This window comes from Maribacter sp. C-4077, from assembly GCF_055378385.1.
Genome location: NZ_AP038807.1, coordinates 1,895,211 through 1,917,940, shown reverse-complemented (window position 1 = coordinate 1,917,940; position 22,730 = coordinate 1,895,211). Strand labels below are relative to the sequence as shown.

Annotated in this window: 22 protein-coding genes; 9 read left to right on the top strand and 13 right to left on the bottom strand. The window is 41.7% G+C overall.

All coding sequences use genetic code 11. From position 1 onward, the window contains the following. Positions 1-11 precede the first annotated feature (11 nt). Positions 12-2,282: an anion permease gene (locus ACZ41C_RS08260; protein ID WP_464565506.1), complete on the top strand. Its 2,271-nt coding sequence runs from the start codon at positions 12-14 to the stop codon at positions 2,280-2,282. Then, positions 2,233-2,970, top strand: coding sequence for a DUF6503 family protein (locus ACZ41C_RS08255; RefSeq protein WP_464565504.1), 738 nt, complete (start codon positions 2,233-2,235; stop codon positions 2,968-2,970). The genes ACZ41C_RS08260 and ACZ41C_RS08255 overlap by 50 nt, the downstream gene beginning before the upstream one ends. A gap of 6 nt (positions 2,971-2,976) precedes the next feature. Here the strand turns inward: ACZ41C_RS08255 and nadD are convergent, their stop codons facing one another. The 6 genes from nadD to ACZ41C_RS08225 form a co-directional block, all read right to left on the bottom strand. Continuing rightward, positions 2,977-3,561 (bottom strand): nicotinate (nicotinamide) nucleotide adenylyltransferase, encoded by a 585-nt coding sequence (gene nadD, locus ACZ41C_RS08250; protein WP_464565502.1) that lies wholly within the window; start codon positions 3,559-3,561, stop codon positions 2,977-2,979. A gap of 51 nt (positions 3,562-3,612) precedes the next feature. Continuing rightward, positions 3,613-4,197: a guanylate kinase gene (gene gmk, locus ACZ41C_RS08245; RefSeq protein WP_464565500.1), complete on the bottom strand. Its 585-nt coding sequence runs from the start codon at positions 4,195-4,197 to the stop codon at positions 3,613-3,615. Further along, positions 4,197-5,054 carry a YicC/YloC family endoribonuclease gene (locus tag ACZ41C_RS08240; protein ID WP_464565498.1) on the bottom strand — a complete coding sequence of 286 codons (858 nt, stop codon included), beginning with the start codon at positions 5,052-5,054 and terminating at the stop codon, positions 4,197-4,199. Before ACZ41C_RS08240 ends, gmk begins: the two co-directional genes overlap by 1 nt. A gap of 87 nt (positions 5,055-5,141) precedes the next feature. Beyond that, positions 5,142-5,963, bottom strand: coding sequence for a 3-keto-disaccharide hydrolase (locus tag ACZ41C_RS08235; RefSeq protein ID WP_138256458.1), 822 nt, complete (start codon positions 5,961-5,963; stop codon positions 5,142-5,144). Between the two features lie 17 nt (positions 5,964-5,980). Beyond that, complete coding sequence (locus tag ACZ41C_RS08230) at positions 5,981-6,730, bottom strand: 3-keto-disaccharide hydrolase (protein WP_138256459.1); 750 nt, start codon at positions 6,728-6,730, stop codon at positions 5,981-5,983. A gap of 17 nt (positions 6,731-6,747) precedes the next feature. Then, on the bottom strand, positions 6,748-7,800 hold the full coding sequence (locus tag ACZ41C_RS08225) for a sugar phosphate isomerase/epimerase family protein (RefSeq protein WP_154917561.1): 1,053 nt from the start codon (positions 7,798-7,800) through the stop codon (positions 6,748-6,750). Between the two features lie 294 nt (positions 7,801-8,094). Here ACZ41C_RS08225 and ACZ41C_RS08220 point away from each other — a divergent pair, with 294 nt between their 5' ends. Together ACZ41C_RS08220 and ACZ41C_RS08215 are read left to right on the top strand one after the other, a co-directional pair. Continuing rightward, on the top strand, positions 8,095-9,798 hold the full coding sequence (locus tag ACZ41C_RS08220; RefSeq protein ID WP_138256461.1) for a GMC oxidoreductase: 1,704 nt from the start codon (positions 8,095-8,097) through the stop codon (positions 9,796-9,798). Between the two features lie 108 nt (positions 9,799-9,906). Next, positions 9,907-10,365 (top strand): ASCH domain-containing protein, encoded by a 459-nt coding sequence (locus ACZ41C_RS08215; RefSeq protein WP_464565494.1) that lies wholly within the window; start codon positions 9,907-9,909, stop codon positions 10,363-10,365. A gap of 50 nt (positions 10,366-10,415) precedes the next feature. Here the strand turns inward: ACZ41C_RS08215 and ACZ41C_RS08210 are convergent, their stop codons facing one another. The 4 genes from ACZ41C_RS08210 to ACZ41C_RS08195 are packed head-to-tail and all read right to left on the bottom strand — an operon-like array spanning position 10,416 to position 14,293. Beyond that, on the bottom strand, positions 10,416-11,555 hold the full coding sequence (locus ACZ41C_RS08210) for a Gfo/Idh/MocA family protein (RefSeq protein ID WP_464565492.1): 1,140 nt from the start codon (positions 11,553-11,555) through the stop codon (positions 10,416-10,418). Between the two features lie 48 nt (positions 11,556-11,603). Next, entirely contained in the window at positions 11,604-12,836 is a 1,233-nt protein-coding gene (locus tag ACZ41C_RS08205) for a nucleoside permease (protein ID WP_138256464.1), read from the bottom strand. Between the two features lie 6 nt (positions 12,837-12,842). Continuing rightward, entirely contained in the window at positions 12,843-13,286 is a 444-nt protein-coding gene (locus tag ACZ41C_RS08200) for a DinB family protein (RefSeq protein WP_464565489.1), read from the bottom strand. Between the two features lie 17 nt (positions 13,287-13,303). Further along, positions 13,304-14,293, bottom strand: a complete 990-nt coding sequence (locus tag ACZ41C_RS08195; RefSeq protein WP_464565487.1) for a sugar phosphate isomerase/epimerase family protein — start codon at positions 14,291-14,293, stop codon at positions 13,304-13,306. Positions 14,294-14,466: 173 nt separating this feature from the next. Between ACZ41C_RS08195 and ACZ41C_RS08190 the strand changes: the two genes are divergently transcribed. The 3 genes from ACZ41C_RS08190 (at position 14,467) to ACZ41C_RS08180 (ending at position 17,979) form a co-directional block, all read left to right on the top strand. Beyond that, complete coding sequence (locus ACZ41C_RS08190) at positions 14,467-16,185, top strand: GMC oxidoreductase (RefSeq protein WP_138256467.1); 1,719 nt, start codon at positions 14,467-14,469, stop codon at positions 16,183-16,185. After that, positions 16,185-16,832 carry a gluconate 2-dehydrogenase subunit 3 family protein gene (locus ACZ41C_RS08185; protein WP_464565485.1) on the top strand — a complete coding sequence of 216 codons (648 nt, stop codon included), beginning with the start codon at positions 16,185-16,187 and terminating at the stop codon, positions 16,830-16,832. The genes ACZ41C_RS08190 and ACZ41C_RS08185 overlap by 1 nt, the downstream gene beginning before the upstream one ends. A gap of 229 nt (positions 16,833-17,061) precedes the next feature. Continuing rightward, positions 17,062-17,979: a hydroxypyruvate isomerase family protein gene (locus tag ACZ41C_RS08180; RefSeq protein ID WP_464565483.1), complete on the top strand. Its 918-nt coding sequence runs from the start codon at positions 17,062-17,064 to the stop codon at positions 17,977-17,979. Between the two features lie 483 nt (positions 17,980-18,462). On the opposite strand, the gene ACZ41C_RS08175 is transcribed toward ACZ41C_RS08180, so the two are convergent. Together ACZ41C_RS08175 and ACZ41C_RS08170 are read right to left on the bottom strand one after the other, a co-directional pair. After that, the gene (locus ACZ41C_RS08175; protein ID WP_464565481.1) at positions 18,463-18,939 is read right to left on the bottom strand and encodes a hypothetical protein; all 477 of its coding nucleotides are present in this window, start codon (positions 18,937-18,939) and stop codon (positions 18,463-18,465) included. A 38-nt stretch (positions 18,940-18,977) separates the two neighbouring features. Continuing rightward, positions 18,978-19,127: a hypothetical protein gene (locus ACZ41C_RS08170; RefSeq protein WP_464565479.1), complete on the bottom strand. Its 150-nt coding sequence runs from the start codon at positions 19,125-19,127 to the stop codon at positions 18,978-18,980. A 307-nt stretch (positions 19,128-19,434) separates the two neighbouring features. Between ACZ41C_RS08170 and ACZ41C_RS08165 the strand changes: the two genes are divergently transcribed. Further along, a complete protein-coding gene (locus tag ACZ41C_RS08165; protein ID WP_138256471.1) occupies positions 19,435-20,169 on the top strand; it encodes a LytR/AlgR family response regulator transcription factor in 735 nt (244 codons plus the stop codon). A gap of 162 nt (positions 20,170-20,331) precedes the next feature. Then, complete coding sequence (locus ACZ41C_RS08160) at positions 20,332-22,164, top strand: tetratricopeptide repeat protein (RefSeq protein WP_464565477.1); 1,833 nt, start codon at positions 20,332-20,334, stop codon at positions 22,162-22,164. Here ACZ41C_RS08160 and ACZ41C_RS08155 read toward each other — a convergent pair. Continuing rightward, on the bottom strand, positions 22,157-22,726 hold the full coding sequence (locus ACZ41C_RS08155) for a DUF3109 family protein (protein WP_464565475.1): 570 nt from the start codon (positions 22,724-22,726) through the stop codon (positions 22,157-22,159). The two genes, ACZ41C_RS08160 and ACZ41C_RS08155, sit on opposite strands and share 8 nt — an antisense overlap. Positions 22,727-22,730: the final 4 nt, after the last annotated feature.

The window sequence follows — 22,730 nt, the reverse complement described above, 5'->3', positions numbered from 1 at the left end:
TTAATTTTTAGATGGGAGAAAACATATACCTCTTCATGATCATTGCTTTGGCCGTTTTGGCCATCACGGATCTAGTGGTTGGAGTAAGTAATGATGCGGTCAACTTTTTGAATTCGGCTATAGGGAGTAAGGCCATTTCCTTCAGGACGATCATGATCGTAGCCAGTGTAGGGATAGCTTTTGGCGCCATTTCCTCGAGCGGTATGATGGAAGTAGCCAGAAAAGGTATTTTTAATCCCGGTGAGTTCGTATTTGCGGAAATAATGATCGTGTTCATGGCCGTAATGATTACGGATATCCTGCTTTTGGACTTCTTCAATACCTTGGGCATGCCCACCTCCACTACGGTTTCCATTGTATTTGAGCTATTAGGTGCGGCCGTTGCCATATCCTTGGTAAAAATTTATGCCGATGAAGGAAGTTTCTCTGATTTGGCTAACTACATTAATACCGATAAGGCCACGGAAATCATCTTGGGCATACTGCTATCCGTTGTTGTGGCTTTTACCATAGGGGCTATTGTGCAATTCCTAAGCCGGATTCTTATTTCCTTCAAATTCCATGAAAAACCCAAATGGTACGGTGCCATTTTTGGTGGTTTGGCTATTACGGGAATCATTTATTTTATTCTGGTCAAAGGTCTTAGTGGAACTTCCATCCTTCCTGAGGCTATAAACCAGTTCATCGCTACCCAAGCGTCTTTATTTATTGCAATCAATATTGCGTTTTGGACCTTGGTTTCCTATGTGGTTTCCGCCTTTTTGAAATGGAACATTTACACAATCATTATCATTTTGGGCACCTTTGCATTGGCAATGGCTTTTGCCGGTAATGATTTGGTCAATTTTATTGGGGTGCCCTTGGCGGCATTGGAATCGTTCACTAGCTGGAAAAGCTCCGGAATCCTTCCTACCGAGTTCAACATGAAAGGACTCTCTGCGGCCGTACAGACCCCAACCTACCTCCTGCTTTTGTCAGGGGTTGTCATGATTATTACCCTTTGGTTTTCATCCAAAGCCAAAAGTGTGGTAAAAACCAGTGTTGACCTATCCAGACAGGATGAAGGAGACGAACGATTTGAACCCAATTTCCTTTCCAGGAATATCGTAAAATACACGATTGTCGCTTCCGAAAATCTAAGTGGAATTATACCGAAAAGTATCCAGGAAAGAATCGACAAGCAATTCCAAAAACCGTACGTATACATTCCAAAGAGCAAGGTAAAGGACCAACCTGCTTTTGATTTGGTACGGGCTTCGGTCAACTTAATGGTGGCCAGTGTTTTGATTTCCTTGGCAACCTCCATGAAATTGCCTTTGTCCACCACCTATGTGACTTTCATGGTGGCTATGGGGTCTTCCTTGGCCGACAGGGCTTGGGGACCGGAGAGCGCCGTCTACAGGGTCGCAGGTGTGCTCAATGTTATTGGCGGATGGTTCTTTACCGCGTTTAGCGCCTTCACGGCCGCGGCCATAATTGCTTACATAATACACCTTGGTGGCCTTTTTGCCATTGGTGCCCTATTGATTTTGGCTTTCCTGCTCATAGGTAAAAACTACCTCTCCCATTCCAAAAAAATAAAGGAAACCAAATTGGAGGAAAAACTACAGCGTGCAGAAAGCAATACGATTATTGGATTGATAGAGGAAAGTTCCTCAAACATTGCCCTTTCGATGAAAAGGGGCAATAAAATCTATACCCAAAGTATCGACGGACTGGCAAAACACGACATAGACACCCTTAAAAAAGGAAAAAAAGGCATCAATAAACTGGACAAGGAGGTTGAGGACCTACGAAATAACATTTTCTATTTTATCAAGAATTTGGACGAATCCAGTGTAGGAACAAGTAACTTTTACATCACCGCTCTGAGTTATTTACAGGATATGACACAATCCTTGGAGTATATTTCCAAAGCGGGATACAAGCATGTCCATAACAACCATAAAAGACTTCGGTTTAACCAAATAAAGGACCTAAAGGAAACCGAGTCGTATGTGGAAGACCTATTCAAAAGCATTCAGGATATTTTTGAGAACAAAAGGTTTGAAAAATTGACACCGCTTCTCATGAATAAACAGGAGCTGCTCAACAAACTCGATGCTAAAATTGCCAAGCAGGTAGAACGCACCCGATCGGACGAATCCAGCCCTAAAAACACCGCCCTCTACTTTAGCCTTTTGCTGGAGACCAAGGATTTATTGACCGCCATTATGAACTTAATAGAGACCTATGAAAAGTATTCAAATTCTAAAGTGGTTTCTTCCAGTACTTTTCTTTAACATTCTTCAAAGCAGTGCCCAAGAAGAACTGACCGGACCCAAATTGTTGGAAAAGGCCATTGCCTACCACGATCCCAATGGAAATTGGAAAAGTTTTAAGGGAAAAATGGCCATTCTCATGTCAACCCCAGATGCGGAAACGCGTAGGACACAGTTGGAATTGAACCTACCCGGCCAATATTTTAAATCGTCCGTACGAAAAGGAAATTATACGGTTGATTATATCATAGACAAGGGCGAATGTGAACTATTGCTGAACAACAGTCCCGTTATTGCCGATACGTACCGGGATAGTCTTCAGATTACGTGTGAGCGGGCTCTTAAAATGAAGGATTACTACACCTATCTATATGGCCTGCCCATGAAATTAAAAGATCCTGGGACCCTTATAGACCCCAAAGTGGGCAAAAAATCATTTAAGGGAAAAGAGTATCTGGTTTTAAAAGTAAAATACGACGAAGAAGTAGGGAGCGATACTTGGTACTTTTATTTTGACCCAACCAATTACAAGATGGAAGTCTATCAATTCTTCCACGATGAATCCAAAAACGACGGTGAATACATCCTATTATCGGAAGAAATTACCGTCAACGACATAAAAATGCGCAAAATAAGGGCATGGTACTATAATACGAATGATAAATATTTAGGAACGGACGACCTTGTAAAAGCATACGCTTTGGATTAACCGCTGCTATCTATAAAAATTCATCTCATCCATATACTTCCAAACGGCAGCCGGTAACATAGGTTTGATGTTCTTTCCTTTCTTGTGTTCCCTGCGAATGAAGGTTGAAGAAATTTCCATAATTGGAGCATTTACCCTATGTATTTTGGGATGCTCCTTAAATTTGAATCCCATCTCTCCCTCCGAAATCCTTGGATATACATATAAATCATATCCCTCCAAAATGGCATCATAGTTCTTCCATTTATGGAAACCTTTTAGGTTATCCTCCCCCATTATCAGGCAAAATTGATGTCCATCCGGGTATTTTTCTGATAAATGGACCAAGGTATTGATAGTATAATTGGGTTGGGGAAGTTCAAACTCTATTTTGGAAGGTTTTAACTTTGGATAGTCCTCCGTAGCCTCCAATACCATTTGGTATCTGTGGTGGTTGTCCAGAAGCGATTTCTTCATTTTAAAAGGACTTTGAGGAGTTACCACGAACCAAACCTCATCAAGATCGGAAAACTCCACCATGTGGTTCGCAATGACCAAATGACCGATGTGTATCGGGTTGAAAGTACCAAAATACAGTCCTATCCTTTTCATCGGCATATCAAGCTAATCATAATAAGAAGGAAAAAAAGCTGTGAGAACGCACTACTCCTTATTCTTAACCCCTACAAAATCCGCGACCAATTCCTCCGCTTCCTTTAGGGCCACTTTTAAATCGTAGTTTTTAATAACCTTATCGAATTGAGGTGCGGTAGCCAATTCTACCGATGCTTTGGCGATGCGCATATTGATTTTATCATCGCTCTCCGTACTTCTTTTTTTCAAGCGTATCTTAAGTTCGTCCACACTGGGCGGCTTAACGAAAACGGCCAGGGTACGGTCCGGAAATTTCTTTTTGATACGAAGGCCCCCAACCACGTCGATGTCAAAAATAACGTTCTTGCCCTGGGCCCATAATCGTTCTACCTCGCTTTTCAAGGTGCCGTAAAAATTGTCGCGATACACTTCCTCCCACTCCAAAAAATCATCGTTCTTGATATGGTTCTTAAACTCCGAAACCGTCATGAAATAGTAGTGCTCCTTATTTTTTTCCTTTCCCCTTCTGGGCCTGGACGTAGCCGATACGGAAAACGCCAAATTCAGTTCTGGGATTCCCAAAAGATGACGTACGATGGTCGTTTTTCCACTTCCGGACGGCGCCGAAAAAATAATGAGCTTTCCTCCTTCCATTATAAAACGTTTAGCATCTGTTCCTTGATTTTTTCCAATTCGTCCTTCATTTGGACCACCAATTGTTGCATGGGGGCGTAATTGGCCTTGGAACCAATGGTATTGATCTCACGCCCTATCTCTTGGGAGATAAAACCCAGCTTTTTACCATTACTGTCACTGGACATCAAGGTTTTTTCAAAATAATCCAAATGGTTGGCCAAGCGTACCTTTTCCTCCGTTATATCGTACTTCTCCAAGTAATAGATGAGTTCCTGTTCAAAACGATTCGCATCTACCTCCATCTTGATATCCTGTACAGCCTTTTCCAATCGCTCCCGCACATTGGCCTGCCTTTCAGGGTCCATGGCCACGACTTTTTCCAATAACCCCTGTAATGCCGCTACTCGCTCCAGAAAGTCCTTTTCAAGGACACTCCCTTCCTCAGACCTGAAGGTGTTGATTTCAGCCAAGGCCCCTTCCAAGGCACCTAAAATTGCCTGGTATTCCTCATCATCAATATCGTCCCTATCCGTTCGCATGGCATCGGGCAACTTTAGGGCCATTTCCAACAACTGAATATCTTGCCCGTCAGCAATGGACTTCAGTTGCTTCATGTACTGCCTAACAACGTTCTCGTTGACCTGGCCTGAAGCCTCATCGCCCGTGATCTCCACATAGAGGTTAAAATCGACTTTACCACGTTGCAGGGAGTTCGCGATCAGCTTTCTAAGCTCCAACTCCTTTTCCCTATAGGCAGACGGCATCCGAGCATTTAAATCGATACTCTTGCTGTTCAAGGATTTAATTTCTACCGTAATTTTCTTAGTTGGAAGCTGTACAACATGCTTCCCGAATCCAGTCATGGATTGAATCATAAATCGAATTTAGTTGGGGCAAAGATACCTTTTTTGAACGGGTATTGAGATGCCCTTCACGAGCGTTGCAAAGCCGAGCTCAAATACTTAAAGTTCCCTGACCCAAATATTGCGATAACTTACGCGGCTATCGTCCCCATGATCCTGTAAAATTATAGGACCTTTACCGTGGGCAGGGTTCTTGGGCCACCCAATATAAGGTGTAGTTCCTTTGATCTCAATATGGTCCTGAACCAGAACACCATTATGGATAACCGTCATGGTACCAGACTTAATTTTACCACCTTCTTCATTGAACTCCGGGGCATGGTAAATGATATCATAGGTATTCCATTCCCCTGTAGGCACGGAAGCCATGGCCAAAGGCACATGCTGTTTGTAGATGGACGCTACCTGTCCGTTTACATAGGTTGGATTATCGTTATTATCCAATACCTGAACCTCGTACAGACCGTTTAGGAAAATACCACTATTACCCCTGTTTTGCCCTTCCCGTTGAACAGGTAGCGGCGATTTCCATTCAATATGGAGTTGAATGTCCCCAAAATTTTGTTTGGTTTGGATGTCACCTGTTTTATCGTTAACGGTCATACTACCATCGTCATTCAAATGCCATTTTGCTGCAGTGCTGTCCTTAGCGGAAATCCAATTGTCAAAACCGCTGCCATCAAACAAAATTATGGCATCACTGGGCGCACCATTTTGGGAAGAGGGGTTTACCACTGGAACCTTAGGTTCGTAGAACTCCGTTTCCTCAGGAGTGGTAGGCTCGGTACCACTGTATTCCTCATGTACGATAACTTCATCTTTTATTTCCGTTGCGGATTCCTTGGCAACTTCCTGTACCTTTTCCTGGCAGGCGGTGAATACTAGCGAAAATAACAATCCGACACTATAGATTCTCTTCATAATTATTGTTCTTGGTGTTAAAGCTCCTTTATTTTGATGTTTTTATAGGCCACTCCATCACCATGATCTTGTAGCGCTATTTTACCGGTAGGGTATTTTGCGAAATGTTCCCAATCCGCAAATTTGGAATTGGCCACCATTTCGCCCCATTCCGGGTCGTTCACTGGAAATTCCACCACGGTTTCCCCGTTCAATTCAACCCTTCCCTCATTGGTTTTATGGTTTATGGTAATGACCATGGTATTCCACTCGCCGACGGGCTTTGTCATATCTTTCATAGGCGATACCATATCGTACAATGCCCCGGATTGATGGCTGGTTCCGTTCTTACCATCGGGGTGTCCTTCATTGTCCAATACCTGGATCTCTGGGCCTGTAAGATAGGGTTGCCCCAGACTATCGATTTCCTTCACGCCCCACATTACGCCGCTATTCCCATTTTGGGCGATTTTCCAATCCATGGACAGGACAAAATCAGTATAACTACCGTCTGAAACTAAGTTGAACTGATTTCCATTTTCCCTGGTTTCCGGCGGATAAAAGACCATAGCGCCGTCCTCAATCTTCCAGTTATCGGATACATCCTCCTTTAGGTATTCATGCCAACCGTTGAAGGATTCCCCATCGAATAACGTTGTCCATTCATCGGCCTTTGAAGACATTGTAGTTTCCTCCACCATTTCCTTGGTTTCCTCGGCCTCCTTTTTTGCCTCCTTGCAACCTAGTACAAGCATTACAAGAAAAGCTATTTTAAATATATTTTTCATAAGTTCAGTTTTTATGATTAAAGTCCTAAAATGTTTTTTAACATTTGTTCATCGGTTTCGGCACCGGCAAAATCGTCAAATGTTTTTTGTGTTGCCTCAATGATGTGGTCCTTAATGAAAACGGCACCTTCCCGCGCTCCCTGTTCCGGACTTTTAATGCAGCATTCCCATTCCATTACGGCCCATACATCACAGCCATACTGTGTCAACTTGGAAAATATGGTCTTGAAGTCGATTTGGCCATCGCCTAATGAACGGTATCTTCCCGCGCGGTTGCCCCAATCGTTATAACCGCCAAAGGCTCCTTTCTTTCCCGTTGGGTTAAACTCGGAATCCTTTACATGAAAGGATTTTATGAATTCATGGTAAAAATCGATGTACTGAATATAATCCAATTGCTGGAGCACGAAGTGACTCGGATCGTAAAGAATATTTACGCGTTTGTGATTATTCGTCGCTTCCAAAAAGCGTTCAAAGGTGTCGCCATCATGAAGGTCTTCACCTGGGTGTATCTCATAACAGACATCCACACCTTCCTTGTCAAAGTGGTTCAATATGGGCATCCACCTTTTGGCCAACTCTTCAAAGCCCATCTCTACAAGTCCTGCCGGCCTTTGTGGCCATGGGTGCATGGTATGCCATAGCAGCGAGCCTGAAAACGTGGCATGGGACGTTAGGCCCAGCCTTCTACTGGCGGTAGCGGCTTTTTTTACCGTTTCAATGGCCCATTCCGTTCTGGCCTTGGGATTGTTATGTAGATTTTTTGGCGCAAAGGAGTCGAACATCAAATCATATGCGGGGTGCACTGCCACTAACTGTCCTTGTAGGTGCGTGGAAAGTTCCGTGATTTCCAAACCATAGGAATTTATCTTGCCCTTGAGCTCGTCACAATAGTCCTGGCTCTCTGCCGCCTTGTCCAAATCAATGAGAAAACTTTCCCACGTGGGTATTTGAATGCCTTTGTAACCTAAATCCGCAGCCCATTTACATAATCCATCCAAGGAATTGAACGGTGCTTTGCTATCTACAAATTGTGCTAAAAATACTCCTGGTCCTTTAATTGTTTTCATCTCTTATCTTTAATTGTTTTTAAGCGGTTAGATGTAATTATTCAATACCTTGATTACTGTTTTTTCTATATTTTTAATAAATTCTCACTTTACCCATCTCGATGAAATTTATCGTAGATAATGGCCAATTTCCCTACTTAACCTAAGATTTCGTTGTTAACCTGTTGTTTATCTTGTTACTAGACGTAAATGAATTAATCTTATATTTAGAGAATCAATTCACTATTTCCATTTTTGCCAATAGTCAAGTCATAAATATAGCAAATACCGATAAAATAAGATAAAAATATCAGAATGAATCAAAACGAAACATACGATGCTATTGTGGTTGGCACAGGAATTAGCGGCGGCTGGGCAGCAAAGGAACTTACCGAAAATGGCCTAAAGACCTTGGTCCTGGAAAGGGGACGCATGGTGGAACACATTAAGGACTATTCGACCATGAACGACGACCCTTGGGATTTTCCTTATAAAGGGGAGCTTTCCGCGGACGATCAAAAAAAGTACCACGTGCAAAGTAGGGTTAATTGGGCGCCAAAGGATGATAACAAGCATTTTTTTGTAAACGATTTGGAACATCCCTATGTAGAGACCAAACGGTTCGATTGGATACGGGGCTATCAGGTAGGTGGAAGATCTCTTACATGGGGTAGACAGAGCTATCGCTGGAGTGATATCGATTTTGAAGCCAATAAAAAGGAGAATATTGGCGTGGATTGGCCGGTGCGATACAACGACATTGCGCCTTGGTATGATAAAGTGGAAAAATATATTGGGGTAAGTGGTCAAAATTTAGGCCTCAAGCAATTGCCGGACGGCATCTACCAACCTGCCATGAAACTGAATTGTGTAGAGGAGGCCTTTCAAAAAGCAACGGCAGAAAAATTTGAGGATGGACGACTAGTTACCATAGGTAGGGCGGCTCATATTACGGATCCGGAGGCCAAATTTGAAGGACGTAATACCTGTCAAAACAGAGACCGCTGTTCTAGGGGATGCCCCTTTGGCGGATATTTTAGCAGTAACTCCTCCACATTACCTGCTGCGGAAAGGACAGGAAATATGACATTGAGACCTAACTCAATTGTATATGAGGTCATATATGACGATACAACAAAGTTGGCCACCGGCGTGAAGGTTATAGATTCCGAAACCCATGAAAAACTGGAATTTAAGGCAAAGGTCATCTTTTTATGTGCCTCGGCCATGGCCTCCGTAGGAATATTGCTTCAATCGAAATCCGAACGTTTTCCCAACGGATTGGGCAATGATTCCGATGCTTTGGGAAGAGGCATCATGGACCACCATTATAAATTAGGGGCGACCGCAAAAGTGGATGGTTATTTGGATAGGTATTATAAAGGAAGACAGCCTTCTGGATTTTATATTCCAAGGTTTGTAAACTTGGACGAAAGTACCGGGAGAAATGAATATCTAAGGGGTTTTGGTTATCAAGGTAGGGCCAGCAGGGGAGATTGGACGGAAGCCATCGCTGAACTCAACTATGGAAAAGAGCTCAAGGACCAAGTCCTAAAACCAGGTAAATGGACTATAGGGGCTACCGGCTTTGGGGAATTCCTACCCTATGAAGATAATAGGGTAACTCTAAGCCCCACTGAAAAGGATAAATGGGGCCTGCCACAATTGGCCTTTGACGTTGAGTTCAAGGAAAACGAATACAATATGAGGGAGGATATTAAAAAGCAAATTGTGGCCATGTTCAAGGCCGCCGGTTTTAAGGATGTACAAGCCTATGACGAAGAGACTGGTCCCGGTTTGGGCATACATGAAATGGGTGGTGCCCGAATGGGACATAGTCCAAAAAATTCCATTGTAAACAAGCATAACCAGGTGCACCTTGTTCCAAATGTATATGTAACGGACGGTGCCTTTATGTCGTCCTCCAGCTGTGTAAATCCCAGCTTAACCTATATGGCTTTTACGGCCCGTGCCGCAAACCATGCGGCGAAGGAATTTAAGTCGGGCACTTTTTCATAAGCGGAACAGTAATCGGGAAAGGAATAAAATGTATCGATTTAATTGCACTTTTAAATTTTATGCCAGTTCTTTAGCATTTGTATGCTAACCAACCATTCGCTTTAGATTATGGAAAATGCCTCAGCTAGGAACATGTGGGGAGATTACTTGGACAAGCACTTGGAAGATGCCTTCCACGAAGCCCCACAGGTAATTCATTTTTGCGATAACCAACAAGATGCCGATTTATGTGCGGATCTTGTTAAAAAAGGAATAAAAAAGGCCACTACGGACTCCCTTTTGGGACTTCAGTACAGAAAAGAACCCTTGCCAAAAATTGGGGATTTTAAAGTAGTGACCAATTGGGATGGAGAGGCCCAATGTATCATAAAGTTAACTTCCGTCAAGTTAAAACCCTATTTCAGTATCGATGCCGCCTATGCCCAGTTGGAGGGAGAAGGTGACAAAAGTCTGGACTATTGGAAAAAAGTTCATTGGGATTATTACAAACGGGAACTGGAACCTTTTGGGCGTGTCCCAAGGGAAAGCATGATCTTGATATGTCAGGAATTCGAAAGAATATTTTAAAGCAAAAAGGACCGGTGAGTAGACGGTCCTTTTTTAAATGGGTTTATTAATTAATCCTCTAAATTCACCCAAGTACTTCCATTTTTGTTGGATTCCACAGTAGACAGGATGAAATCCATACCACGTACCCCATCGATGATCGTTGGGAATTCACCATCGTTATATTTTTCACCACGGATGGCCCTAGCAGCACCCAGATAGATATTTGCCATGGAATCAAAAATTCCTTCCGGGTGTCCTGGAGGTAATTTAGTGCCATCCAAGGACAGCTCGGTATTATAAGCGTGACCTGGTTTGTAAACCTGTACAGGTTCCGTATCGCTCATCTTGTACAAGAAATTAGGATTTTCCTGTTCCCATACAAATGCGCCTTTTTCACCATAAATGCGAATGGCCAAGCCATTTTCCTCGCCGGTAGCCACTTGGCTTCCTCGAATCACCCCTTTTACATGGTCCCCCATTCTAATCAAGACGGTACCATCCACATCCATTTGGTTATCATCGTATAAATAGTTAAAATCGCACAAAACGGATTTTACCCTAAGCCCTGTAGTGTACTCCACCATATTAAAGGCATGTACCCCAATATCGCCCATGCAAGAGCTGATACCCGCTTTTTTAGGGTCCAAACGCCAAACAGAATTTCGTTTCTCCTTATCATGGATAATTGCATTGATCCATCCCTGATAGTACCTTGCATCGACCTTATGAATTTTTCCTAAGGCCCCTGCCTTGATCATTTCCCTCATTTGGCGTACCATGGGATATCCGGTATAGGTATGTGTCAACGCAAATACCGTTCCCGATTTTTGTTGGGCCTCCAGGAGTATCTTTGCCTCTTCCAAAGTAGTGGTCATTGGCTTTTCACAGATTACGTGAAAACCATTGTCCAATAATTTTTTTGCCATTGGAAAGTGCAGGAAGTTTGGGGTCAATACGGAGCAAACCTGGATACGCTCATCTTCAGGCAGTTTCATTTCCTCTTCCACCAAAGTGTCAAAATCCTTGTAAACTCTGTCCAAGGGAATGTCTATTTCCTTGGCGAACGCCACGTTGTCTTCATAATTCGGGTTAAAAACCGCTCCTGTAATCTGATAATTGTCATTGATGTGGGAAGCTACCCTATGCAATACCCCAATAAGAGAATCTCCTCCTCCTCCTAAAATTCCTAATCTAATTTTCTTTGGCATGTTGTAATCGTATTTTAAGTTTTAAGGTTTTCAATTTATGTAAAAAATCTAAGATTGATAGTCGATTTTTTCCGATTTGAACAAAAGAGCGAACAAAATAGACACAACCAGGGCAAAACCGGCCGGGTATAGCCAAATGCTATCCCAAATATGCATTCCGTCACTCAACAAGTATTTATTGGATATTACCCCTGCAATCCAAAATCCTATCAGCATTCCAACCCCATAGGTGGCCAAGGTAATCAATCCTTGGGCGGAGCTTTTATATTTGGGTCCCGCTTTGCCATCCGTATATATTTGTCCAGAAACAAAGAAAAAATCATAACAGATTCCATGTAAGGCAATCCCAATAAGCAACATGAACTCACGTTCGCCAACATCACCAAAGGCAAAAAGTAAATAGCGAACAAACCAAGCCAACATCGCCACTATAATCGTATTCTTAAATCCGAAGCGGGTAAAGAAAACAGGTAATAACAACAGAAATAGGATTTCCGAAAGTTGTCCCAAGGTCATTTTACCGGTGGGACTCTCCATTCCCACCTCGACCAAAAAGGGATTTGCATTTTGGTAATAGAATGCCAATGGAATACAAATTAGAATAGAGGATATGAAAAAGATCAAAAAATTCCTATCCTTAAAAAGGCCCAAAGCATCCAGACCCAAAATTTCCCTGAGTGATGGTTTATCACCGTTACTCTTCGCCTTTGGGGGTGTTTTGGGCAAAGTAAAACTAAAAACCCCGAGAAAAATCGAGGCTATGGAAGTCATTAAAAAGGTATTTTTTAGCATACCCTGCATAATACCGCCCGTGGAATCCCATTTAAAAAAGTAACTGATAAGTACACCTGCCATAATCCAGCCCATGGTACCAAAAACCCTTATCAATGAGAACTCCTTGGCCGGATTCGACATTTGGTTAAAGGAAACGGAATTTACAAGGGCCAGCGTAGGCATATACAAAATCATATAGCCCAATACATAGGGGTAAAAAACCTCAAAAGAGGTAGTTTTATACATTAAGAACAGAAGGCCGGCACCTATTAAATGCAGAAGGCCCAATATTTTTTCGGCATTAAAAAATCTATCGGCGATCAAACCAATGACAAAAGGAGCTATGATCGCGCCCCATGACTGTGTAGAGAACGCCAATGCAATTTCGCTATCGGTCGCATTAACATTATTTCCAAGAAAAGTACCCAAGGTTACGAACCAGCCTCCCCAAATGAAGAATTCAAGGAACATCATTAGACAAAGCTGCATTCTTACTCCCAAGTTCATAGCAACCTATCTTTTATAGAACACATAGTCCAAGACCAAAGGCTCCAAGCCATTGTTCCTGAAATCAACTGCAATCTGTCCCCTATGATTGGTAGAATGGTTGATGATATGGAACAGGATATCCTTTATGGTATTGGTAAACAATCTACCTTCTGAATTTTCGTAGTCGATGCGTTTCTCAAAACTATCGGTATTGGTAACGATCTCAAAGGAATTTCTTTGATTTTCGTAATGGATATCCCCCCAATCCTTGCAATTATGAATATCCCAGGAATTAAACTCAGGCTTACTCCCAAGGATTCTAGCATTCCATCCGTGATGGGCGTTCAAAATATGACTAAAAAGCTTTTGAGTGTTATCAGGAACCCGCTGCATCGCAATGCATTGTTCGATTATCCTTTTATTACAATAATAGTTGTAATCAAAAAGCTCATTAAAAAATGCCTTCATTTTTGAGAAACATAGAATTAAACAACTTTTTGAGCTGCCTTTATAAGTAAGTCCCTGGTAGCGATAATGCCTTCCTCCTCACTGAGTACGTTCCCCTCATATTCTACCCCAACAAAACCGGTATAGCCATTATCCTTTACCATTTGTAGCATTTTAACATAATCTATGTTTTCCTCATTGCCATCGGCATCAAAAACATTTGATTTTGCGCTTACCGCCTTGGCGTACGGCATCAGTTCCTTTACACCCTTGTATTTATCGTAGGACACTTCACACTCCCAACTATCCGGTTTTCTGGTTATACAGAAGTTCCCAAAATCTGGCAAGGTACCCACGTTCTCCATGTTCACTTTTTCCATGACTTGTGCGTGAAGCTCTCCATTGGAAGAAAGTCCCCCATGATTTTCCACCAATATATTTATATTCTTGTCCTTTGCGTATGTGGCCAATTTGGTCAATCCGTCTACGGAATTCTCTATCCATTCCTCTGGGACATTACTTCCATTGAGATTAACGCGAATGGCGTGGCATCCCATAGCGGCGGCGGCATCCACCCATATTTTATGTTTCTCCACCGTTTCATTACGTTCGGCCTCGTCATTCACGGCTAAATTGCCTTGACCATCTATCATAATAAGCACGTTTTTCATTCCGTGCTTCTGGGCTTCTGCATTACTCTTTTCAACGAAGGCGGCCATGGCCTCTTCTGAGTAATCCGCATCGGAAAGTTCAGGATTGTACAATTGACTTACATATTCCAAGCCTTTGAAGCCCCAGTTTTTGGCCTTTTCGGCAAAGGCATAGGGGTCTACCCCATTTTCCCTAATCATTCTATGAATGGACCACTGTGCCAAGGAAAGCTCAAAAAATGGTGCTGCCGGTGTTGTCTCCTCAACTTCCCCAGTCTTACCTTCTTCTTTCTTTGTCTCTTTGCAAGCATAGGCCCCAAAGAAAGTGACTCCTACCCCAGCTGCCGTGGTCTTGCTGATAAAATTTCTTCTTTTCATGAATCCGTGGATGTTTTTTGGTTATGTATTTGATTTTAATTTAGTTCCCAAGGGTCAAGGTTGTATTCTTCCTATATCCTACAACGATGTAGTAAGAGATTCTCAATAAGATTAAGTTTTAAATGTATAGAATTAATTTAATATTTAATAAATTTAGGGAATAAACAATTTCTATGAGTAAATTTTATTATAACGAAGAACAGGAATCGTACGATGCGATTGTTGTTGGTACTGGTATTAGCGGCGGTTGGGCCGCAAAGGAGCTTTGTGAAAATGGATTGAAAACCTTGGTTCTTGAGAGGGGTAGGATGGTGAAACATATTGAGGACTATGAGACCGCGAACATGGATCCCTGGGATTTTCCAAATGGAGGCGTAGCTACCAAAGAGATTATTGCACAGCAACCAAAGCAGCACAGGACTGGCTACACTACCAGCCAGGCAAGCCACATGTGGTTTGTAAACGACCTTGAGCACCCCTACAATGAGACCAAACGATTTGATTGGATGCGCGGTTATCACCTTGGGGGACGTTCCCTTCAATGGGGTAGACAGAGTTATCGCTGGAGCGATATCGACTTTACTGCCAATCAACGGGAAGGCATTGCGATAGACTGGCCCGTTCGTTATAAGGATATAGCACCTTGGTACTCCAAAGTGGAGAATTTTATTGGTGTGAGTGGGGAAGCCCTTAATCTTCCACAATTACCGGACAGTGATTTCCTTCCTATGATGGAACTGAACTGTGTGGAACAGCATGTTAGGGAAAAGGTAGCCGAAAATTTTGATGGACGTGTCATTACTTCGGGAAGGGTCGCACACATTACAGGCACTAAAAATTTCGACGGTAGGTCAAAATGCCAATTTAGGAATAGATGTATACGGGGTTGTCCTTTTGGTGCCTATTTCAGTAGCTTATCATCTACCCTACCAGCCGCCGAAGCCACAGGAAATATGACTTTAAGACCTGATTCCATCGTTCATGAGATTATGTACGACCCGGATACCAAAAGAGCTACGGGTGTAAAAGTAATTGATAGGGTAACCAAAGAGGCCCATGAATTTAAGGCGAAGGTTATTTTCCTTTGTGCCTCGGCCATAGCCTCTACCTCTATTTTAATGCAATCCAAATCGGATAGATTCCCCAATGGTATGGGCAATGACTCAGACCAGCTGGGTAGAAATATCATGGATCACCATCTTGGTGTGGGTGCATCGGGAAAATTCGACGGTTTTGATGATAAATATTATAAAGGCAGAAAACCCAATGGTGTATATATTCCAAGATTCAGAAACTTGGGAGGTGATTCCGATCGTACCGACTACAAGCGCGGTTTTGGATACCAAGGTGGTGCCAGCCGTGGAAACTGGGAAGAAGTGATCGCGGAAATGTCACACGGTAAAAGCTTAAAAGAAGCCATTACCAAACCAGGCGGATGGACTTTTGGCATTGGTGGTTTTGGTGAAATCTTACCCTATGAGGAAAACAGGTTCACCTTGGACTACGATAAAAAAGACCAATGGGGACTCCCAACGGTAACTTTCGATGCCGAGTTTAAGGAAAATGAATACAACATGCGTAAGGACATGCAGGAATCTGCCGTAGAAATGTTGGAGAAAGCAGGTCTTAGGGATGTTGTAGGACATGACAATAAGGAATCCCATGCCATAGGGCTCGGTATTCATGAAATGGGTACCGCAAGAATGGGTAGAGACCCAAAAACATCGGTACTTAATGGAAACAATGCCATACATGCCGTACCCAATGTCTATGTAACGGATGGGTCCTTTATGACCTCCGCAAGTTGTGTCAACCCTTCCTTGACCTATATGGCATTTACGGCAAGGGCCGCCAATCATGCCGCCGAAGAACTTAAAAAAGGAAATATATAATGGATAGAAGAAAAGCACTCAAAAATATGGGCCTTGCCATGGGATATACCGTGGCAACACCCACGCTGTTAAGTATCATGCAAAGTTGTAAAGGGGAACCGGTGGCCACATGGACACCTGAATTTTTTACCCCTGCCGAAGGAGGGACACTAACCAAATTGGTAGATATCATCCTTCCAAAGACGGATACCCCATCAGCTTCAGAACTTCAAGTGGATGTTTTCATCGACAAGTTTGCTATGGACGTCATGGAAAAAGACCAACAGGATTTCCTTAGAATGGCTATGGGTAAATTTACCGACAAAGCCCTACAGGATTCAGGTAAATCAACAGTGGAAGACCTCACGGCCGAAGACTTAGAACCGGTGTTGGCGAGTTCATTGAAATACAGCAAGGAAGACGAGGCCAAAATGTTCGAGTCCATTACCTCCTATACGGAGGCCGTGGCTGAAGGAAAAGAGGCTACCATAGATGATGAAACCTCAAGATTCGCATTTGCCAATAACTTGCGCGGTCTCGCAATTTGGGGCTATAAAACTTCCGAATATGTTGGTGAGGAAGTAATGGCCTACCTTCCCGTACCCGGGGAGTATATTCCTTGCGGGGATGTCCAAGAATTGACAGGAGGAAAAGCCTGGTCCCTATAAGATGAAACCCTCATCGAGGGATTTGTTATGATAAGTGAAATACCTCTGTAATATTAAATATCTAATAATCAGTCTTTTGAACTAATTTTGAACGTCTGGAATAAGCCAAAAAAATCTTTATAACTAGATTATCATTGGCGAAATCAAAGGTTCATGAACCCATATAAAGACAATAGGAAATGATGTGGATAATTGCATCCGACCTTTTTAAATCAATCAGTACCAACAAATGAAAAGAAGGGATTTTGTTAAAAATACGGCCCTTTCCAGTGGAGTTATTACACTGGGAGGGGTCGTTACGTATGCATCCGAAAAGAATAAGAAGACTTCTGCCACTACTTTCAACCTTAAATATGCCCCTCATTTTGGTATGTTCAAACAACATGCCGGCGAAAACCTCATCGATCAATTAAACTTTATGGCCGATCAAGGGTTTACGGCTTTTGAGGATAATGGTCTAATGAGTCGGGATGTAGCCATGCAAACGAGCATTGGAGAAACCCTCGCCAAAAGGGGAATGACCATGGGTGTATTTGTAGTGGATAAAGGCGGTAATATGGCAAATACCTTGGCAGCGGGTAAACAGCAGCATTTGGATATTTTCTTGGATGGTTGCAAACGTGCCGTTGAGGTCGCCAAAAGGGTAAATGCCAAATGGATGACCGTGGTTCCTGGTGCATTTGAAAGAAAACTGCCCATTGGGGTGCAGGATGCGAACGTTATTGAGGCTTTGAAGCGTGCCGCGGAGATTTTTGAACCCCATGGTCTTGTAATGGTATTGGAGCCACTGTCAGATTCCCCAGACCTATATTTACAGAACTCGGATCAAACCTATATGATATGTAAAGCCGTAGATAGCCCCTCTTGCAAAATTCTCTTCGATATTTATCATATGCAAAAAACAGAAGGGAACTTAATTCATAATATGGGCCTTACCTGGGACGAAATAGCCTACATACAAATTGGGGATAATCCAGGTAGAAATGAGCCTACTACGGGTGAAATCAACTATAAAAATGTCTTTAAATTCATATATGAAAAAGGTTTTGACGGGGTATTGGGAATGGAGCACGGAAATTCAATGTCCGGCAAGGAAGGGGAGACAGCGGTAATCGAAGCCTACAAAAGTGTTGATCGATTTCTATGAATTTGTACGCTAGTGGCTTCCTGCTTGACTTCCTGCTTGACCTTTAAAAATCAAGTTAAAATTTCTTTTTTTCGATGAACAACCATAATAAAATGTAAGATTTATATTACACTTTCGTTATAGTTGGTATGCATTCCTATTTGTATTTACTTGTCGTATACTGCGCCTTATTATGTATTTCCAAAATAAGTTGTTCCTATCTTAAAAAAAGGTACAAGCTTTGATTCCAATACTTATGTTTTGGCCTTACTTTTTTACAAAAAGGAAAACCGGGGAATTCATTCCCCGGTCATCTTTAATACAGAATAAAATCTAAAAATACGACCCTCAATGCTTCATAATATGAAAATGCCCACCAAGTGCTAATCTAGGTAGTTCCCCCGAAACCTAATATTAGACCTGTAATGCAACACTTCTGCGTTGCCATTACGATTGGCGCTCAAAACATTGACCGGAACAGAATATTCCTAGGGTCGTATATTGCTAATAATTTCGAAACGTATCCGAAATCCTAATTTTTTTCCCATAATCGTTGACCAAGGTTACATCCATATAACCCTGAATCCGATTATCTTCCAAACTTAAAATCCGTACTATACCGCTATTGGCAAAAAATGGCTTTTCTCCATAATCATTATGGGTAAAGTATCCAAAAATACCCTCGAAACCATTTAGGAAACCATCCACTTTACCAACTTGATATTCGCCGTTGTACCGTTCAGTGCCGCCGTTGGGGATTCTCATAACAAGTTCCATCCTACCGTTATACCTAGTATCCGTAAATACAAGATTCAAACTATTAATAATAGTTCCAGTCTCTGATTTTTCGCTTTGAAAACCAAAATCTAGTTGATTAGGAATCAAATCGTGATTTATAACTTCAGTAAAGCCATAGTCAATTTCATCCCCTGCATTGGAAATCAGAACAAAGGGCATTATGCCCAAAGAAACATATTTCACTATTTTAATGATGAAACGATACATCCCTTTCTCAATATCTAATTACGGACATCAACTATCGTCTTAGGCGCATTTTGTCCCATGGCCAATTTTTCATCCAAAACCGCTTCAGAATTTTTGTGTTCCAGTATAGATGCTACAATTACGACCACCAATAATATCCCGAACATAAGCAAGCATCTTTTCATAATCAGTTAATTTACAAGTTGCACAATTATCCACTACGAATTTATGACAAGAATAGCCTTGCCGTGGTCAACATGTATAAACTGCATTCTTTTTTGTATAATCGGAAGGCAGGATTTTAGGGGTTCCAAAAAAAATTACGTTTTGTATTTATTTTCTTACAGCATAACTTGATTTTTACCCCGTAAACGACTGATTTTACAATTTTTACCAGTTATACTGAAAAATTATCCATTGATACAAATTACCAATGAGTGTATATTCTAAGAACTAATTTTGATTAACTTCCCCGTACCGTAAAGTGTAAATATGTTAGAAGCTGTAATCGTCGACGATGAAATAAAGGCGCTCCAAAGTCTTACCTGGGAACTCACGAACTTTAGTGAGGAAATTCATGTAATGGCATCATTTACAAATCCTTTTGAGGCACTGGATTATTTGGAAAGAAATACACCAGACTGTCTTTTCCTAGATATTGAAATGCCAACAATGGATGGTTTTCAATTCATCCAAAAGCTAACTAATAAGAACTTTCCGGTCGTCATCACTACCGCTTACAACCAGTATGCCATTAAGGCACTTAAGAACGAGGCCATTGACTATTTATTAAAGCCTATTGATTCCGATGATTTGGAGGAAACCATTACCAAGATAAAAAAGTTCAACTCAAAGAATTTAACGGCCGAGAAGTTGGAAAGCATCCTTATCAATTTTAATGCGAGGTCCACGAACAAAAGAATTACCTTGAACACGGACGGCAAGTTACTCTTTTTGGAAAGCGATGAAATTTTGTATGCCGAATCCGACGGAAATTACAGTACAATATTCTTAACCGACGGTCAGAAAATCGTACTTACCAAAAAATTAAAGGAAGTAAACCAACTGTTGCCCGAAGAATGCTTTTTCAGAATTCATAATTCCTATATCATCAACCTAAATAAGATTAAGGAATTTCTTAAGACCGACGGTTATGTGGTCTTAAAATCCAATCATAAGATACCTGTTTCCAGACAAAAGAAATCGGATTTTCTTGATTTGTTATAAGTTTACATGATTTTAAACCTTTTTACAAATCATTGCGATTCAGCATACTTGAAACCTTCTTTATTAATAAGAAGGTTTATCCTTTTTTATGGTATTGTACTTTCGTTACATGTTGTTATATCACAGGATGCTTCGGATTCTCTAAAGCAAAAGGTAACCCAATTGATAGCAGCAAAACCAAGGACCTATGCGGAAATAGACAGCCTTTTACGGGAGTTCCGGAAAGATACCTTATCTATGAGATTCGTTATTGAAGCGTCAAAGAAAAACAACTATCCAGAAGCAGAACTATATGCCATAAATCAAATAGGAAGGGTGTATAGGGATATCTCAAACTATCCAAAAGCACTTGCCCTTTTTCAAGAAGCTCTTAAACTCTCGATTCAAGCAGAAAACATAGAGTTTAGAATCTACAGTCTTAATATGATTAGTGTGGCTTACAGGCGCACGGAGGCCATCAAATCCGCACTTGATTACAGCCAAGAAGCATTGGAACTTGCAGAAACTATTAAACCGGAGGATAGGTCCATAGGACTTAAAAGAAGTATCAATGTTTCCTTAAACTCCATTGGTAACATTTATCAACTTTTGGAACAATACGAACTGGCAATTCAAAAGTTCAAGGAATCCATGCAATTGGAGAAAGAGCTAGGAAACAAACTTGGGTTGGCCATAAATCATCAAAATGTTGGGGAGTGCTATGAAGCACAGGGAAAGTTGGAACCCGCCTTGGAAAACTTTCAAAAATCGCTTTCCTACAATGAAGAAATAAACTCGGAAAAAGGGAAAATCATATGCAACTATAGCATTGCCCATGTATATGTTCATATGGATAGAATGGACGAGGCACTTGCACTGCTCCAGTCATCCTTAACGAGGGCAAAGGCCTTGGGAGACCAGGAAATAATAGCCACGATTCTAAATAATTTGGGTTGGGCCAATCTGAACACAGGCGATTACAACCAGGCCGAATCCTATTTGCTCGAAGGGCTAAAAATTGCCAAGGCGTACAATTTTCCATCGGAAATAGCGGAGGCCAATAAATTTTTATCCGAATTATGGATGAAAAAGGACGACTTCAAAAAGGCCATGAATTATTATAAGGAGTCCAAAAAATACGAGGAACAGGTTACCAATAACTTGAACGTTAGGTATGTGAACGACATGATAGTACGATATGAGGCGGAAAAGCAAAATGACCAGCTAAAATCCTTGGAAGAAGAAGTAAAAAACCAGGCCATTACCTTACGGAAAAATAGGACCATGTTGCTCATCACCTTTATTGGTTTGGCGCTTGCTGCCGGAATTCTTTATATCCTGTATAGACAATACCAATTGAGTAGTGAAAAGAAACTACTCACTCTGGAACAGACGATGTTACGTAGTCAAATGAATCCGCATTTTCTATTCAACTCGTTGAATTCCATTAAGTTGTATATCATAAACAACGAAAAGAAAAATGCCGTCCATTACTTGAACAAATTCTCCAAATTGGTACGGAAAATTTTGGAAGCCTCCTCCCAGCGGGAAATATCCCTGGCCGAAGAGCTGGAGACCGTGGAACTTTATATGAACATTGAAAATATCCGTTTCTCGAACGAGATAATTTTTAAAGTTAACATTGCGGATGATATTGACGTACACAATGTAAAAATTCCATCCTTGATCCTTCAGCCATTTCTGGAAAACGCCTTGTGGCACGGATTATCCTCTAAGGAAGGTGAAAAAAACATTCAGTTAGACGTAATGAAGGGCAGGGAAGGGTTTATTAGGATTGCCATTACCGATGATGGGGTGGGTCGCGATGCCGCCGAAAAAATCAAGGAACGTAAAGTGCTAAAAAGAAAATCGGTAGGTATTGATATAACCAAAGAGCGATTGGCCAACTTTTCCAAGGACTACCAAAACTCTTTCCAAGTGGAAATTATCGACATCTATGATACCGAGAACAATCCTTCGGGTACCAAGATATTACTGCACATCCCAACTATTTGAGGTGTTCCGTAGCTACTTCTTCCAACTCATCGTACCATTGCTTCCCAAACTTGCGGATCAATGCTTCTTTTACGAACTTGTAAATGGGAACTTTCAATTCGGCGCCCAGCGTACAGGCAGGATCACAGATCTGCCATTTATGGTAGTTCACCGCAGTTAGGGCCGTGTATTCCCGGATCCGCACCGGATACAAATGACATGAAATGGGCTTTTTCCATTTAATCTTACCTTGGTTGTAGGCCTCTTCAATACCGCATTTTGCTATATTTCTTTCATCAAAGGTGACGTAGGCACATTCACTTCCGTTTATTAGCGGTGTCTCCCATTCCCCGTCATCGCCTTTGACGAAAGCTCCTTCACTTTCAATAACCGCAATTCCTTCCAGTCTCAAAAAAGGCTTCACCTTATCATAGATGTCCACTAGAATCTCCGTTTCCTTATCTTCCAATGGTGCACCGGCATCACCGTCCACACAACAAGCACCCTTGCAAGCATTTAGGTTGCAAACGAAGTCGTTTTCAATGATTTCTTCGGAGACGATGGTTTTTCCTAATTGAAACATGAGA

What these genes read in the sequence shown, in the direction of transcription:
- ACZ41C_RS08255 (WP_464565504.1), top strand. Translation starts at nt 2,233, where the DNA reads ATGAAAAGTATTCAAATTCTAAAGTGGTTTCTTCCAGTACTTTTCTTT.
- nadD (WP_464565502.1), bottom strand. Translation starts at nt 3,561, where the DNA reads ATGAAAAGGATAGGACTGTATTTTGGTACTTTCAACCCGATACACATC.
- ACZ41C_RS08195 (WP_464565487.1), bottom strand. Translation starts at nt 14,293, where the DNA reads ATGAAAAGAAGAAATTTTATCAGCAAGACCACGGCAGCTGGGGTAGGA.
- ACZ41C_RS08235 (WP_138256458.1), bottom strand. Translation starts at nt 5,963, where the DNA reads ATGAAGAGAATCTATAGTGTCGGATTGTTATTTTCGCTAGTATTCACC.
- ACZ41C_RS08170 (WP_464565479.1), bottom strand. Translation starts at nt 19,127, where the DNA reads ATGAAAAGATGCTTGCTTATGTTCGGGATATTATTGGTGGTCGTAATT.
- ACZ41C_RS08240 (WP_464565498.1), bottom strand. Translation starts at nt 5,054, where the DNA reads ATGATTCAATCCATGACTGGATTCGGGAAGCATGTTGTACAGCTTCCA.
- ACZ41C_RS08210 (WP_464565492.1), bottom strand. Translation starts at nt 11,555, where the DNA reads ATGCCAAAGAAAATTAGATTAGGAATTTTAGGAGGAGGAGGAGATTCT.
- ACZ41C_RS08260 (WP_464565506.1), top strand. Translation starts at nt 12, where the DNA reads ATGGGAGAAAACATATACCTCTTCATGATCATTGCTTTGGCCGTTTTG.
- ACZ41C_RS08190 (WP_138256467.1), top strand. Translation starts at nt 14,467, where the DNA reads ATGAGTAAATTTTATTATAACGAAGAACAGGAATCGTACGATGCGATT.
- ACZ41C_RS08165 (WP_138256471.1), top strand. Translation starts at nt 19,435, where the DNA reads ATGTTAGAAGCTGTAATCGTCGACGATGAAATAAAGGCGCTCCAAAGT.
- ACZ41C_RS08185 (WP_464565485.1), top strand. Translation starts at nt 16,185, where the DNA reads ATGGATAGAAGAAAAGCACTCAAAAATATGGGCCTTGCCATGGGATAT.
- ACZ41C_RS08200 (WP_464565489.1), bottom strand. Translation starts at nt 13,286, where the DNA reads ATGAAGGCATTTTTTAATGAGCTTTTTGATTACAACTATTATTGTAAT.
- ACZ41C_RS08230 (WP_138256459.1), bottom strand. Translation starts at nt 6,730, where the DNA reads ATGAAAAATATATTTAAAATAGCTTTTCTTGTAATGCTTGTACTAGGT.
- ACZ41C_RS08155 (WP_464565475.1), bottom strand. Translation starts at nt 22,726, where the DNA reads ATGTTTCAATTAGGAAAAACCATCGTCTCCGAAGAAATCATTGAAAAC.
- gmk (WP_464565500.1), bottom strand. Translation starts at nt 4,197, where the DNA reads ATGGAAGGAGGAAAGCTCATTATTTTTTCGGCGCCGTCCGGAAGTGGA.
- ACZ41C_RS08205 (WP_138256464.1), bottom strand. Translation starts at nt 12,836, where the DNA reads ATGAACTTGGGAGTAAGAATGCAGCTTTGTCTAATGATGTTCCTTGAA.
- ACZ41C_RS08225 (WP_154917561.1), bottom strand. Translation starts at nt 7,800, where the DNA reads ATGAAAACAATTAAAGGACCAGGAGTATTTTTAGCACAATTTGTAGAT.
- ACZ41C_RS08180 (WP_464565483.1), top strand. Translation starts at nt 17,062, where the DNA reads ATGAAAAGAAGGGATTTTGTTAAAAATACGGCCCTTTCCAGTGGAGTT.
- ACZ41C_RS08215 (WP_464565494.1), top strand. Translation starts at nt 9,907, where the DNA reads ATGGAAAATGCCTCAGCTAGGAACATGTGGGGAGATTACTTGGACAAG.
- ACZ41C_RS08220 (WP_138256461.1), top strand. Translation starts at nt 8,095, where the DNA reads ATGAATCAAAACGAAACATACGATGCTATTGTGGTTGGCACAGGAATT.